We start from the raw sequence: 11,890 nt of genomic DNA, 5'->3' as shown, positions 1-11,890 counted from the left end.
GCTCGAACCAGCGACCCTCTGATTAACAGTCAGATGCTCTAACCAACTGAGCTAAAGAGGAATGCTCTATTGTTTTTAAGCGTGTGCAAATATAATATGTTTTTCAATATTGCACAAATATTTTTTTAAAAATTTTAGAGTTTTCCGGTAACCAGTTTGAAAATGTCGTTTCCGAAAATTAAAAGCATTAAACCAAGAAGGAAGATTACCCCAATCATCTGTGCGTGCTCCAAAACTTTTTGCGGCACCGGTTTCCCGGTAATTATTTCCCATAATGTAAACATTACGTGTCCTCCATCTAATCCCGGAATTGGTAAGAGATTAAGGAAAGCTAACCAAACTGAGAACATCGCAGTAAAGCTCCAGAACTTATTCCAATCGATAGAAAGGGTTCCGTCTTTTGCTTTTTCAACAGGCATCATTTTTACGATGGCAATTGGTCCACCCACTTTTTTATACCCTTTGGTTTTACTGTTGAAAATAATTTTGAACTGCTTAATCTGCATCACCAAAACATCAATCGTTCTTTGGAATCCTCTTGGAATAGCTTCAATGAAAGAATATTTCTTGGTTACCTGAGATTGGTCAAGTGCTTTTTGAGCCAACATAAAATCGGGACCGAAACCTATTTTCCCTTCATTATTTACTTTTACATTCAAAGTTTGTGGCTGATTGTTTCTTACAACATCAATTGCAACGGTTTGGTTTTTCTGACTTGAAACTGTTGAAGAAACTTCATCATAATACTGAATTGGTTTTCCGTTAACTGCAACAATTTTATCGCCTTTCATCATTCCTGCCAGTTTCGCTCCTCCAGTTGGTATAAGCGAATCTGCGACCGCGGGAAATCTGTTAGTAAAATATAGTTGAGCTTCGTTATGAGCCAAAACATCTGCAACCCCATCCTGATTTACAGGAAAAGTTACTTCTTTTCCATCTCTTTCAACCGTTACATCATCTGCAAAAAGCATATTGATGAAAGATGTTTCCATTCTTTCGGCAGGTTTTCCGTCAATTTTTAGGATTTTGTCTCCGGTTTGTAGGCCCATTTTCTTTCCTGCATCTGTAACCGCAATTCCATCCTGCATTTTCGCATTATCATGGAAAGTTTCACCGCTGAAAAAACTTAAGCAAGAATAAATTAACCAAGCCAGGAAAAAATTCACTGTTACTCCTCCCAACATAATTATCAGTCTTTGCCAAGCTGGTTTGCTGCGAAATTCCCACGGTTGTGGCGGTGTTTTCAGCTGTTCTGTATCCATGCTTTCGTCCACCATTCCGGCGATTTTCACATATCCACCGAATGGAAGCCAGCCAATTCCGTATTCCGTTTCACCAATTTTTTTCTTTAATATCGAAAAATAAGGATCGAAGAATAAATAGAATTTTTCAACTTTAGTTTTAAACCATTTTGCCGGCAAAAAATGTCCCAGTTCGTGAAGCACAACGAGGATTGATATACTGAGGATAAACTGAAATATCTGTATTGCTAATTCCATGTAGGATTTTTAAAATTTTAAGTTTTGCAAATGTACTAATTATCAAAAGCATGCCAAAACGAAAAGGCTCCCAAATGGGAACCTTTTGTGTTATTTTTAAGAGGTTTCTTAGAAAGTAAATCTGAAACCAGCGTTAAATCTTCCCGCTTCAGCATCAGAGTTGTCACCAATGATGAATCTAGGCCTCCAGTCCATTGAAAAATCAAGTGGAGCTCCAGGAATTTTAAAATCCAAACCTAACATTGCGGATGGAGCAAATTCTGTAAACCCATCACCAAAGATGATTCCAGGACCTGCACCAACATACCACTGTAGTCCGTTTGCTCCTGCAAAAGGTTGGTGGTACTGATAGTTTGCCTGCGCTAAAGTTGCACCATCTGCAAACAATACGCTGAATTCTCCTGCGTGATTTGGTTGGAAGAAATGTTTCACATGTGGACCAACGAAGGTTGAGCCATCACCAAAATCTACCAATACCCCAGCTCCGGTTTTGTACGTTTGTGCTTGTGCTTGGGAAACTCCGAATAGTGTTGCTGCAGCGAATGCTGCAACTGCAAATAACTTTTTCATAATAGTAATTTTAATTTGTTATATTTTGTTTAATGTATTTTACAGGTTGATAGAGACACCTAAACTTCCATTATTTCCTGCTTCTACGAATATTCCAAACTTGTCGTTGATAAAATATCTTGCTCCCAAGTGAACACCAAGTCCGAAAGTGTTTCCAATTACACCTACATCTGCTCCGGGATAAACATCCCATTTTTCAGGCATATCCAAAATGTCCTGCAAGTGGAAATTTACGCGTCCAAATATGAAGAATTTATTGTCCTTATCATTGTCTTTATAATTATCAAAATAAAGGTTTGCACCACCACCAAGAGAGATTAAATCTGTAATACCATAATCATAAGTCCCTGTAATACCGGTTCCATTTCCCCAACCGCTTAATCCAATCTGCACTTTTTGGTCTCCCTGTCCGTTCCATGCCTGCGAAAAGGCTGTTTGAGAAAATCCGGCAAATAATAGTGCTATAAATAGTTTCTTCATAAAATTTGTTTACAATATTCTTCGCAAACATCAAAAACAAGACCAAAGCATGCTCGTTTAAATATTTATTTGTAATTTTCCTAAGATTTTATAATGTTTTACAGAAATTCTATATGAACAGTTTAAAAATTTTAGGTTTAAATTTTGATATTAAATGGAAAAACAAAATTGAAAATTTTCATTTAATTGAAAATAAATTTGAAAATATTTCGTCAGATATTATTGTATTGCCGGAAATGTTTTCAACGGGCTTTTGTATGGAAGCCGAACAAACTGCCGATAGAAATGAAGAAACCTTCAATTGGATGAAAGCTTTCGCTTCTTCTAAAAACTCAGCAGTATGTGGGAGCGCTTCAGTTTTTGAAAATGGAAATTTTTACAACCGTTTCTATTTCGTTAAACCCGACGGAACTTTCGAGTATTACGACAAAAGGCATCTTTTTTCATATTCGGGAGAGGATAATGTTTATTCACCCGGAAAAGAAAGAGTTGTTGTTGAATATAAAGGCTGGAGAATTTTGCTGCAGGTTTGCTATGATTTAAGATTTCCGGTTTTTTCAAGAAATAATAATGATTATGATGCGGTTTTTTACGTTGCAAACTGGCCGGAAACGCGCGTTGAAGCCTGGAAACATTTGTTGAAAGCTCGTGCCATCGAAAACCAGAGTTATGTTTTTGGATTAAATCGAATCGGAACGGATGGAAATAATCTTACCTACACAGAAAGTTCTTACTGTTACTTCGCGGATGGAAGTGAAGTTTCTTCTGTTGAAAATGATATTGTTTCTGCGGAATTCAACATGGATGAACTGAAAAAATTCAGGGAAAAGTTTCAGTTTTTGAACGACAGAGATTATTTTGAAATAAATTATTAAAGCGGTGAAAATCCACTGCTTTTTTTGATTTTTAATGAGGAAGTTTATCCCTAAATTTTCCGTAAATCCAAGTCCCGAAAATTGCGGAAAGTAAAGTCACGATAATAACGGTGGCACCTGTTCCAATCTGTGCAAACAAAGGACCGGGACAAGCTCCCGTCATTGCCCAACCCAATCCAAAAATAATTCCGCCGTAAATATTTCCTTTATTGAATTCCTTGTTCGCGATTTTGATGGGTTCTCCGTAAATGCTTTTCAACTTCAGTTTTTTAATGATGAATAATGAAAGCATCGCAGTTGCAATAGCACTTCCGATAACGCCGTACATGTGAAAGGATTCTAACCTGAACATTTCCTGAATTCGGAACCAACTGATAATTTCAGCCTTAACGAAAATAATTCCGAACAGAATTCCCACGATTAAATATTTGATATTATACCACGTTGGATGCGACAATTCGCTTTCATTCACGCAAACAGAATCCAGTTCACGCTGCTGTAAATCTTTTATATCTTCCTGATTCATTTTTTATAAATTTAAAATATGTGGTAAAATAAGATTAGCCATAATAAAACCGCCAATCATAAAACAAATGGTTGCAACCAACGATGGCCACTGCAAATTAGCAATTCCCATGATGGAATGTCCGCTTGTACAACCTCCTGCATAACGCGTCCCGAAACCTACGAGAAATCCGCCAACAACCATGAGTAAAAATCCTTTCACGGTCAGCAGATTTTCCCAGGTGAATAAATCTGCGGGAACTAAATCCCCTTTGGCAAAAATTCCTTTTGATGCTAAATAATCTGAAGTTTTTGCACTGATTTCCATGTCGTTTGGATTCGCAAGAAATTGAGAAGCAACGATTCCGCCAATTAAAATTCCCACTACGAAAAATAAATTCCAGATTTCCTTTTTCCAGTTGTATTGAAAGAAAGGAATATTGGCAGGTAAACAGGCTGCACAAATGTGTCTCAGCGAAGAACTGATGCCAAAAGATTTGTTCCCCAAAAGCAAAAGCGCAGGTACGGTAAGACCAATTAAAGGTCCTGCAACATACCATGGCCATGGTTGTTTAATAAATTCGAGCATAAAAATTTTATTGATTTTAAATCTGAAAATTCAGAAAGTATATTAGTTAGCGTACTGATTTAGAAGGTTTGTAAGCGTATTTACATCATGAACGCCGCTTTCTTTCCATAACAGTTCGCCGTTTTTGAAAATAGCTAAAGTTGGAACACCTCTCACACCATAAGTTGCAGCGATTGAAGGAAATTGGTCGACATCAATTTTGACAATTCTTGCCAGTTCACCAACATTTTCTTTTACCGTCGTTAAAACGGAAGACTGCACTTTGCACGGACCACACCAAGTGGCAAAAAAATCAATTAATACCGGTCTTTCCGAATTGATGAGTTCCTGAAATTTTTGTGACATTTTTAATCAATTTTTAAGGTTGAGAGTTTTCGTTTTTCTGAAGCGGCAATTCGCAGTTTCCGGAAGCGCAACCGAATTTGAAAATGGACATCGCGGCAAAATACGATCCGAACGGAATGAGCCACCACGTTTGGTCTTTGATTGCCAGAACAATGAAGAAAATTCCGCCGAGTAAATAAATCCAGCGTCTGAAAATTTGAATATAATTAGTCATTTTTTCTTAGGTTTTTCAAAAACGGAAAACATCAAATATCCCATCACCATTCCGTAAACCGATGAGTTGATGGGCTTCGAAGTAATCGCACAACTTCCGGTATTACAGCCGATAAAGGAATAGTAAGCGAATCCTAAAATTCCGCCAACGATAATTCCGGCAATTCCGAGTTTATATTTGATAAAAAAATTTGTCATTTTTTTTATAATTCCTGAGTTACGAGAAATAAATTCTGCTCCAAAACGCCCACAACTTCATGAACTTCATCTACAGGAATTTCGAACGTATCAAACTCGCGCAAAATAATTTCTCTGTCGTGAAACACGAAATTAATTTCGCCTTTCAAAACCACCAAAGTTGCAGGAACCGACGTGGAATGCTTTTTCAAAACTGCACCGTTGCCAAGAGCCACCGCGAAATATTTAATTTTATCGCTCTTTTTAATATGAACAACATTAGCTTTATCTATGCTGAACTGTATGTTTTCTAAAATATTCATTACTTTTTTTCATTTTGAATTGCCTTCACATTTTCTACGGTTTTCGCACTGTAAACATTGTTAATTCCTTTCTTTTTCAAAATTTTCACGGCATCTTCCGCTTGTCTTCCTCGGTTGCAGTACACCACAATATTTTCTTTGCTTCTGAAGAAATCGAGGTTGTTTTCAATTTCAGCCAATGGAATATTGGTGCCTTCTTTTACACCATTTTCTTTAAACTGTTCGGGAATTCTTACATCCACAATAGTTGTTGCAGGATTTTTCACTAAAGCTTTCATGTCTGGTCTTTCCGCGATTTCAGGAGTTGCAGTTTTGCACGAAAAAAGGGCAAAAATCAAGACAAGACAAGAAAATTTAAAAAGTTTCATTTTACAATTTTTTGGACTGACATACGAAATTACTTTTCGGGACTGAAGTTTCTTTAATCTTACCAAAGCCACCTTCAATTTCTGTGAAATTTCTAATTCCGCGTGAGTTTAAGATACTCGAAGCAATCATACTTCTGTAACCTCCTGCGCAATGGATAAAGAAATGTTCGTCGTTATTTAGAGAATCTGCCCAATCATTAATTTCGGAAAGAGGTCTGCTGAAAGCGTCTTCCACATGTTCTGCTTCGTATTCAGAATCTTTTCTTACATCAATGATTTTTGAATCTTTATTGTATTGATTTTCAAATTCTTCTGGAGTAATTCTGTTGATTTCATCAATTTCCCTTCCTGCATTTTTCCAAGCCTCAAAACTTCCTTCCAAATATCCCAAAACATTGTCGAAGCCCACTCTGGAAAGTCTTGTAATTACCTCTTCCTCCGTTCCGGGATCCGAAACCAACAAAATCGGCTGATGAACATCCACAATCATTGCTCCAACCCACGGTGCGAAATCGCCTTTCAAGCCAATGTTGATGGAATTCGGAACAAATCCTTTGTGAAAATCTGCAGCGCTTCTCGTATCCAAAACCAAAGCTCCGGTTTCTTCCACTACACTTTCAAAATCTTCTGCAGGAACAGGAGTGTGCGCTTTTTCCAACACATTTTCGAAGCTTTCGTAACCGCCTTTGTTCATCGCTACATTCATCCCAAAATATTTTGGTGGGGCAGAAAGTCCGTCCAAAACTTCATGAATAAATGCTTCTTTAGTAGGCTGATTAAGAGCGTAATTCGTCTTTTTCTGATTTCCTAAAGTATCGACAGTTTCCTTCTGCATATTTTTTCCGCATGCGGAACCTGCTCCATGTGCAGGATAAACGGTAATGTCGTCTGCAAGAGGCATAATTTTATTCTGAAGACTGTCGTACAACAATCCCGCAAGTTCTTCCTGAGTAAGATTGGCTGCTTTTTGTGCTAAATCCGGTCTTCCAACATCGCCCAAAAATAAAGTATCGCCGCTGAAAATGGCTGTTTCTTTTCCATTTTCGTCAATCAGAAGAAAAGTAGAACTTTCCATCGTGTGACCGGGAGTGTGAAGCACTTTAATCTTCAGTTTTCCGATTTCAAAAACCTGATTGTCTTCTGCAATAATTGCCTCAAAATTAGGTTGTGCAGTTGGTCCGTAAATAATTGGCGCTCCGGTTTTTTCCGACAAATCCAAATGTCCCGAAACAAAATCAGCGTGAAAATGCGTCTCGAAAATATATTTCAGTTTTACATTGTCTTTCTGAAGTCTATGAATATAAGGTTTGGTTTCGCGAAGTGGGTCAATTATCGCTGCTTCACCATCGGAAACAATATAATAAGCTCCTTGAGCGAGACAGCCAGTATAAATTTGTTCTATTTTCATTTTAAAATTTCTTATGCAAATTTCGTAAATAATTGTGTATAAAAATGTTGTTGTTTTTAGATATCATCAATGACAAACATAATGATTAGTAAGTCTGTTTTAGGAAAATTTCTTTTACAATGATGAAGAGTCCCATCACCAAAACGGTCCATCCGAAAATCGGTTTCAGTTTTTTGCCGTCCATTTTTTTGGAGATTGCCAAACCGATAAATATTCCAACCACCGAAAGTGCGGTAAAAGTCAGGAGAAAAACCCAGTCGTGTTTTACAATGCTCATCGTGCTTAGAAATCCGATGATGGAATTTAAAGCAATAATGAAAAGCGAGGTTGCAACCGCACGTTTCATATTCAGATTTAAAAGCATTACCAAAGCGGGAACAATTAAAAAACCGCCGCCGGCTCCAATAAGTCCGGTAATAATTCCTACTAAAAGTCCCTGAGAAATAAGGATGGTGTAATTAGGTTCTTCGTTTTTGCTGAGTCTTGGTCTTTCAATTTTTTTAATCATTTTGTAGGACGCAATAAGCATCAAGATTGAAAAAAGAAGCAAAAGGAACATGTCTTTTGTTAATGTAATTCCCCAACGATGGATGATGTATTCTGGAAGATTAGGCAAAACCAACCTTCTTGAAAACAATACACCGAGAACGGATGGGATTCCGAAAGTGAGCGCTGTTTTAAAGTCGATTTGTTTTTGTTTGGCAAAATCTACTGTTCCAACCGCACTTGTAATTCCTACTACAAAAAGGGAAAGTGTTGTTGCGGTAACCGCATCAAAATCAAAAACATAAACAAAAATGGGGACGCTTAAAATACTTCCACCGCCGCCAATTAAACCCAGAACTAATCCGATAATAATTGCTGATAAATAACCGATAATCTCCATTCAGAATCTTTTTGGCAAAAATAGAAGTTTGTCTTTGTGCATCTCCGTAACAATTGTTACATACAATGAAAATAATTTTTACATAACGGATTTTATTTCGAAAGAATTGTTTCCGATTTCAATGGTGTCTCCAGTTTTTTTTCCTTTTACTTTGGCGAAAATTGGCGCGTCTTCGGAAAAAGAAACCACATCTTTTCCGTCAAATTTAAATTGTGGAACAGAAATTCCCACGAAAAGCCAGTTTTTATCGGTTTCAATTAAAGCTCCAGATTCAGGTTCAGAATGAGAAGAATCGACTTCGTTTTCCATAAAAGCTAAATTCTGCTTGGCTTCGGCCAACATTTTTTCGAAACGGAGCTGCATATCTTTTGCTTCAGTTTGTCGTGCGAAATCATCCGGGTTTGACGTATTGTCTTCATCCATGTCAGATTCGGATTTGTATTGATTGACGCTGTTCTGCAGATTTTCTATAATTTTTTGCTGTTCTTCGATAATCTTACCGATAATTTCGTTTCGTTTCATAACCTTTGCTTTTAGCTTTCTACCAAATTTAATAAAAATAATCGGTTTGTTTTTGGTAAAAGCGGATGTCATTTGTCAATAAAAATTTTAAACTCATCACTTAAAATTCCTCTGAAAATCTTTACCTTTATCAATTGTAATAAAAAACGCAGTAATGGCAGACAAAGCAAAATTTATAGCCGACCTTAATGCACGCTATAATCCACAGGGAGAACATATTATTCTTGGAAAAGCAATTTTGGATGGTGAAGTAGTGCCGGAAGTGAACGTAACGCTTCCTTTAAAAACCATCAACAGACACGGTTTAATTGCGGGAGCAACCGGAACAGGAAAAACCAAAACAGTGCAGGTTTTTGTGGAGCAGCTTTCTCATGCCGGAGTTCCCTCTTTGGTTCTCGATATTAAAGGAGATTTCTCCGGAATCGCGGAGCCGGGTGAAAAAAATGCCATTATTGATGAACGTTACGCCAAAACACAACTTAATTGGACTGCACAAAATTTTCCTGTTGAATTGATGACGATTTCGGGAGAAAGAGGTGTAAAACTTCGCGCGACCGTTACGGAATTCGGACCTGTTTTATTATCTAAAATTTTAGAACTGAACGAAACACAATCGAGCATTATGTCGATTGTTTTTAAATATTGTGATGATAAAGGTTTGCCTTTAATAGACCTTGAAGATTTAAAAAAAGTCCTTCAATATGTAACAGACAATCCACAAGGAAAAGCAGATTTAACAAATAACTATGGTTCTATTGCTCCCGCTTCTTTGGGTGCGATCCTACGCGGAATTGTTGCTTTGGAACAACAGGGAGCTGCTCTATTTTTCGGTGAACCAAGTTTTGATGTTCAGGATTTATTGGAACAGCGCGATGGAAAAGGAGTTGTTAATATCTTGAGAGTTGCTGATATCCAGACTAAACCGCAATTATTTTCAACGTTCATGCTTTCTCTTTTTGCAGAAATTTACATGACTTTCCCTGAAGAAGGCGATGCAGGAAAGCCAAAGTTGGTATTGTTTATTGATGAAGCGCATTTAATTTTTAATGAAGCATCAAAAGCTTTGCTTTCTCAAATTGAAACAATGGTGAAACTGATTCGTTCCAAAGGAGTTGGAATTTATTTCATTACACAAATTCCTGGTGATGTTCCGGAAAATGTGCTTTCACAGTTAGGTTTGAAAATTCAGCATGCTTTGAGAGGATTTACCGCTAAAGACAGAAAAGAAATCGACAAAGCCGTTGAAAACTATCCTATTACGGAATTTTATGATGCAGGTCAGTTGATTCAGAATTTGGGAATTGGGGAAGCTTTTGTTACAGCACTGGACGAAAAAGGAATTCCAACACCTTTGGTTCACACGTATTTAATTTCTCCGGAATCCAGAATGGATGTTTTAACCGATGCTGAAGTAGCAGATTTAACATCGCGTTCCGCAATGGTTGCGAAATACGAAACACCGGTTGATAAAGATTCCGCTTACGAAATGTTGACTTCACGCATGGAACAGGCAGTGCAAAACGCTCCCGCAACAGTCAAAACAAAACCCGTAAAAGAAGAACCGGGAATGGTTGAACAGGTTTTGACAAGTCGCGCCGGAAGAACGTTTACCAACACCTTGATGAGAGAAGGTGCAAAAGCAATTCTCGGAATGTTAGGTTTGGGAGGAAGAAAAAGATAATGTATTGTAGTGGCAAAACGAGATTTGCCAATTACAAAAGCAGTTTTGAGCATGTATTCAGTAATTGACATAGAAAGTAACGGAGCTGGTTTCCGTAAAGAAAATATCATTGAGGTCGCCATTTACAAATATGACGGCCATGAAATTGTCGACCAGTTTATTTCGCTCGTAAATCCACAAAGCGAAATAACACCTTTTGTACAAAAATTGACCAAAATAAGTCCAAAAATGGTCAAAACTGCTCCAAAATTTCATGAAATCGCCAAAAGAGTGGTCGAAATTACAGATAATACGACTTTGGTTGGTCACAATATTGAATTTGATTACAGAATGCTTCGGCAAGAGTTTAAACGCCTCGGGTATGAATTCAAAATCAGTACTTTAGATACAATTCCTTTAGCGAAAAAATTGATTCCGGATGAAGCGAGTTATTCTTTAGGAAAACTCGTGAAATCTTTGGGAATTCCATTAACCGAACATCATAGAGCCGGAGGAGATGCGCGTGCAACTTTGGAATTATTTAAGTTGTTGATTACCAAAGACAAGGATTCCGAAATTATCCAGAGCCATCACGAAGAAAATAACGGAAAAACATATCTGAACAAAGTTCGCGACCTTACTCAGGATTTGCCTGCAGAAAGAGGATTGATTTACTTCCAGAATGCGGATGGAAAAATTATTTTCTGCGATTTTGTGGATGACTTTGCTAAATTTTCGAAAATTGTTTTCAGTTCAAAATCTAAGAAATGGATTGCTGTTCAGGAAGATACAGCACAGATTCATTATGAACTTACCGGAAGTGATTTGCTGGCAAAACTCATCATCAAATCCAAAGGATTAAAGAAAAAAGAACATCTTCAGTTTGGTTTATTTCATAAAAACGGAAAATATTCTGTGGAAAAAACTTCGGTTCGAAAAGAAGAAAAGCCGTTGCTGAAATTCAAATCTTTTACACAGGGAATGAAGGCGCTGAATTTCATCAAAACAAATCCGGAATTTGAGGAGGTAAAGAATTTAGAAAACTTAATCAATATTAAAAACCGCACCGAATTGTGGATCGGAAACGGGAGGGTTTTAGGTGAAAAATCATTCATTATTTTTGAAAAAGGAAAACTGACAGGTTTTGGATTTTATGAACTGTTTCATCAAATTCAGTCCAGAAAAAAACTTTCAAAACTGAAAATCGAGTTAAAAATGTCCACTGCTGATTTGGAAAACGATTTAAAATTAGCATTGCTTCGCGGCGATTTTGAAATTCAGCAAATGCCCGAAAAATAATAATTTCACTAAAAAATTGCAGATTTAATTCATAACCTATATTTTTGCGCAGTTAATTTCACTCAAAATATATGAAAATGGTTCTTAAATCTAAAAAAGTTGCGAAAAAGGGGAGCAAAAAGTTCTCTAAAGAACAACTTGTGTAACAGAGCCAGATTTCAAAATATTATAA

At 37.0% G+C, this 11,890-nt stretch carries 16 protein-coding genes; 3 read left to right on the top strand and 13 right to left on the bottom strand.

Annotated elements, in window-relative coordinates; all coding sequences use genetic code 11:
• Positions 1–134: 134 nt before the first annotated feature.
• From rseP to Q0252_RS08505, 3 genes are all read right to left on the bottom strand, one after another.
• The gene (gene rseP / locus Q0252_RS08515; protein ID WP_297985342.1) at positions 135–1,499 is read right to left on the bottom strand and encodes an RIP metalloprotease RseP; all 1,365 of its coding nucleotides are present in this window, start codon (positions 1,497–1,499) and stop codon (positions 135–137) included.
• Positions 1,500–1,607: 108 nt separating this feature from the next.
• Positions 1,608–2,069 carry a hypothetical protein gene (locus tag Q0252_RS08510; protein ID WP_297985340.1) on the bottom strand — a complete coding sequence of 154 codons (462 nt, stop codon included), beginning with the start codon at positions 2,067–2,069 and terminating at the stop codon, positions 1,608–1,610.
• Between the two features lie 39 nt (positions 2,070–2,108).
• Positions 2,109–2,549, bottom strand: a complete 441-nt coding sequence (locus Q0252_RS08505) for a DUF6646 family protein (RefSeq protein WP_297985338.1) — start codon at positions 2,547–2,549, stop codon at positions 2,109–2,111.
• A 113-nt stretch (positions 2,550–2,662) separates the two neighbouring features.
• Between Q0252_RS08505 and Q0252_RS08500 the strand changes: the two genes are divergently transcribed.
• Positions 2,663–3,424 carry an amidohydrolase gene (locus tag Q0252_RS08500; protein WP_297985336.1) on the top strand — a complete coding sequence of 254 codons (762 nt, stop codon included), beginning with the start codon at positions 2,663–2,665 and terminating at the stop codon, positions 3,422–3,424.
• Between the two features lie 31 nt (positions 3,425–3,455).
• On the opposite strand, the gene Q0252_RS08495 is transcribed toward Q0252_RS08500, so the two are convergent.
• From Q0252_RS08495 to Q0252_RS08450, 10 genes are all read right to left on the bottom strand, one after another.
• On the bottom strand, positions 3,456–3,950 hold the full coding sequence (locus tag Q0252_RS08495; protein WP_297985333.1) for a DUF6691 family protein: 495 nt from the start codon (positions 3,948–3,950) through the stop codon (positions 3,456–3,458).
• Positions 3,951–3,953: 3 nt separating this feature from the next.
• Positions 3,954–4,517 carry a YeeE/YedE thiosulfate transporter family protein gene (locus Q0252_RS08490; RefSeq protein ID WP_297985332.1) on the bottom strand — a complete coding sequence of 188 codons (564 nt, stop codon included), beginning with the start codon at positions 4,515–4,517 and terminating at the stop codon, positions 3,954–3,956.
• Positions 4,518–4,559: 42 nt separating this feature from the next.
• Positions 4,560–4,862: a co-chaperone YbbN gene (locus tag Q0252_RS08485; protein ID WP_297985330.1), complete on the bottom strand. Its 303-nt coding sequence runs from the start codon at positions 4,860–4,862 to the stop codon at positions 4,560–4,562.
• Positions 4,863–4,875: 13 nt separating this feature from the next.
• Complete coding sequence (locus Q0252_RS08480) at positions 4,876–5,076, bottom strand: hypothetical protein (protein WP_297985328.1); 201 nt, start codon at positions 5,074–5,076, stop codon at positions 4,876–4,878.
• The gene (locus Q0252_RS08475) at positions 5,073–5,273 is read right to left on the bottom strand and encodes a hypothetical protein (protein ID WP_297985327.1); all 201 of its coding nucleotides are present in this window, start codon (positions 5,271–5,273) and stop codon (positions 5,073–5,075) included. The genes Q0252_RS08480 and Q0252_RS08475 overlap by 4 nt, the downstream gene beginning before the upstream one ends.
• A 5-nt stretch (positions 5,274–5,278) precedes the next feature.
• Positions 5,279–5,575, bottom strand: coding sequence for a hypothetical protein (locus Q0252_RS08470; RefSeq protein WP_297985322.1), 297 nt, complete (start codon positions 5,573–5,575; stop codon positions 5,279–5,281).
• The gene (locus Q0252_RS08465) at positions 5,575–5,943 is read right to left on the bottom strand and encodes a rhodanese-like domain-containing protein (protein WP_297985320.1); all 369 of its coding nucleotides are present in this window, start codon (positions 5,941–5,943) and stop codon (positions 5,575–5,577) included. Before Q0252_RS08465 ends, Q0252_RS08470 begins: the two co-directional genes overlap by 1 nt.
• Before the next feature lies 1 nt (position 5,944).
• On the bottom strand, positions 5,945–7,351 hold the full coding sequence (locus Q0252_RS08460; protein ID WP_297985318.1) for an MBL fold metallo-hydrolase: 1,407 nt from the start codon (positions 7,349–7,351) through the stop codon (positions 5,945–5,947).
• Positions 7,352–7,436: 85 nt separating this feature from the next.
• Positions 7,437–8,237, bottom strand: coding sequence for a sulfite exporter TauE/SafE family protein (locus Q0252_RS08455; protein ID WP_297985315.1), 801 nt, complete (start codon positions 8,235–8,237; stop codon positions 7,437–7,439).
• 78 nt (positions 8,238–8,315) lie between these two features.
• Complete coding sequence (locus Q0252_RS08450; protein ID WP_297985313.1) at positions 8,316–8,759, bottom strand: hypothetical protein; 444 nt, start codon at positions 8,757–8,759, stop codon at positions 8,316–8,318.
• Positions 8,760–8,913: 154 nt separating this feature from the next.
• On the opposite strand from Q0252_RS08450, the gene Q0252_RS08445 reads away from it, so the two are divergent.
• Complete coding sequence (locus Q0252_RS08445) at positions 8,914–10,440, top strand: helicase HerA-like domain-containing protein (protein ID WP_297985312.1); 1,527 nt, start codon at positions 8,914–8,916, stop codon at positions 10,438–10,440.
• A gap of 51 nt (positions 10,441–10,491) precedes the next feature.
• The gene (locus Q0252_RS08440) at positions 10,492–11,718 is read left to right on the top strand and encodes a PolC-type DNA polymerase III (RefSeq protein ID WP_297985346.1); all 1,227 of its coding nucleotides are present in this window, start codon (positions 10,492–10,494) and stop codon (positions 11,716–11,718) included.
• Positions 11,719–11,890: the final 172 nt, after the last annotated feature.

The sequence above is a fragment of the uncultured Chryseobacterium sp. genome (genome assembly GCF_936933875.1).
Taxonomy (GTDB): domain Bacteria; phylum Bacteroidota; class Bacteroidia; order Flavobacteriales; family Weeksellaceae; genus CAKZIK01.
This window is presented reverse-complemented; position numbering and strand designations above follow the sequence as displayed.

What these genes read in the sequence shown, in the direction of transcription:
- rseP (WP_297985342.1), bottom strand. Translation starts at nt 1,499, where the DNA reads ATGGAATTAGCAATACAGATATTTCAGTTTATCCTCAGTATATCAATC.
- Q0252_RS08510 (WP_297985340.1), bottom strand. Translation starts at nt 2,069, where the DNA reads ATGAAAAAGTTATTTGCAGTTGCAGCATTCGCTGCAGCAACACTATTC.
- Q0252_RS08505 (WP_297985338.1), bottom strand. Translation starts at nt 2,549, where the DNA reads ATGAAGAAACTATTTATAGCACTATTATTTGCCGGATTTTCTCAAACA.
- Q0252_RS08500 (WP_297985336.1), top strand. Translation starts at nt 2,663, where the DNA reads ATGAACAGTTTAAAAATTTTAGGTTTAAATTTTGATATTAAATGGAAA.
- Q0252_RS08495 (WP_297985333.1), bottom strand. Translation starts at nt 3,950, where the DNA reads ATGAATCAGGAAGATATAAAAGATTTACAGCAGCGTGAACTGGATTCT.
- Q0252_RS08490 (WP_297985332.1), bottom strand. Translation starts at nt 4,517, where the DNA reads ATGCTCGAATTTATTAAACAACCATGGCCATGGTATGTTGCAGGACCT.
- Q0252_RS08485 (WP_297985330.1), bottom strand. Translation starts at nt 4,862, where the DNA reads ATGTCACAAAAATTTCAGGAACTCATCAATTCGGAAAGACCGGTATTA.
- Q0252_RS08480 (WP_297985328.1), bottom strand. Translation starts at nt 5,076, where the DNA reads ATGACTAATTATATTCAAATTTTCAGACGCTGGATTTATTTACTCGGC.
- Q0252_RS08475 (WP_297985327.1), bottom strand. Translation starts at nt 5,273, where the DNA reads ATGACAAATTTTTTTATCAAATATAAACTCGGAATTGCCGGAATTATC.
- Q0252_RS08470 (WP_297985322.1), bottom strand. Translation starts at nt 5,575, where the DNA reads ATGAATATTTTAGAAAACATACAGTTCAGCATAGATAAAGCTAATGTT.
- Q0252_RS08465 (WP_297985320.1), bottom strand. Translation starts at nt 5,943, where the DNA reads ATGAAACTTTTTAAATTTTCTTGTCTTGTCTTGATTTTTGCCCTTTTT.
- Q0252_RS08460 (WP_297985318.1), bottom strand. Translation starts at nt 7,351, where the DNA reads ATGAAAATAGAACAAATTTATACTGGCTGTCTCGCTCAAGGAGCTTAT.
- Q0252_RS08455 (WP_297985315.1), bottom strand. Translation starts at nt 8,237, where the DNA reads ATGGAGATTATCGGTTATTTATCAGCAATTATTATCGGATTAGTTCTG.
- Q0252_RS08450 (WP_297985313.1), bottom strand. Translation starts at nt 8,759, where the DNA reads ATGAAACGAAACGAAATTATCGGTAAGATTATCGAAGAACAGCAAAAA.
- Q0252_RS08445 (WP_297985312.1), top strand. Translation starts at nt 8,914, where the DNA reads ATGGCAGACAAAGCAAAATTTATAGCCGACCTTAATGCACGCTATAAT.
- Q0252_RS08440 (WP_297985346.1), top strand. Translation starts at nt 10,492, where the DNA reads ATGTATTCAGTAATTGACATAGAAAGTAACGGAGCTGGTTTCCGTAAA.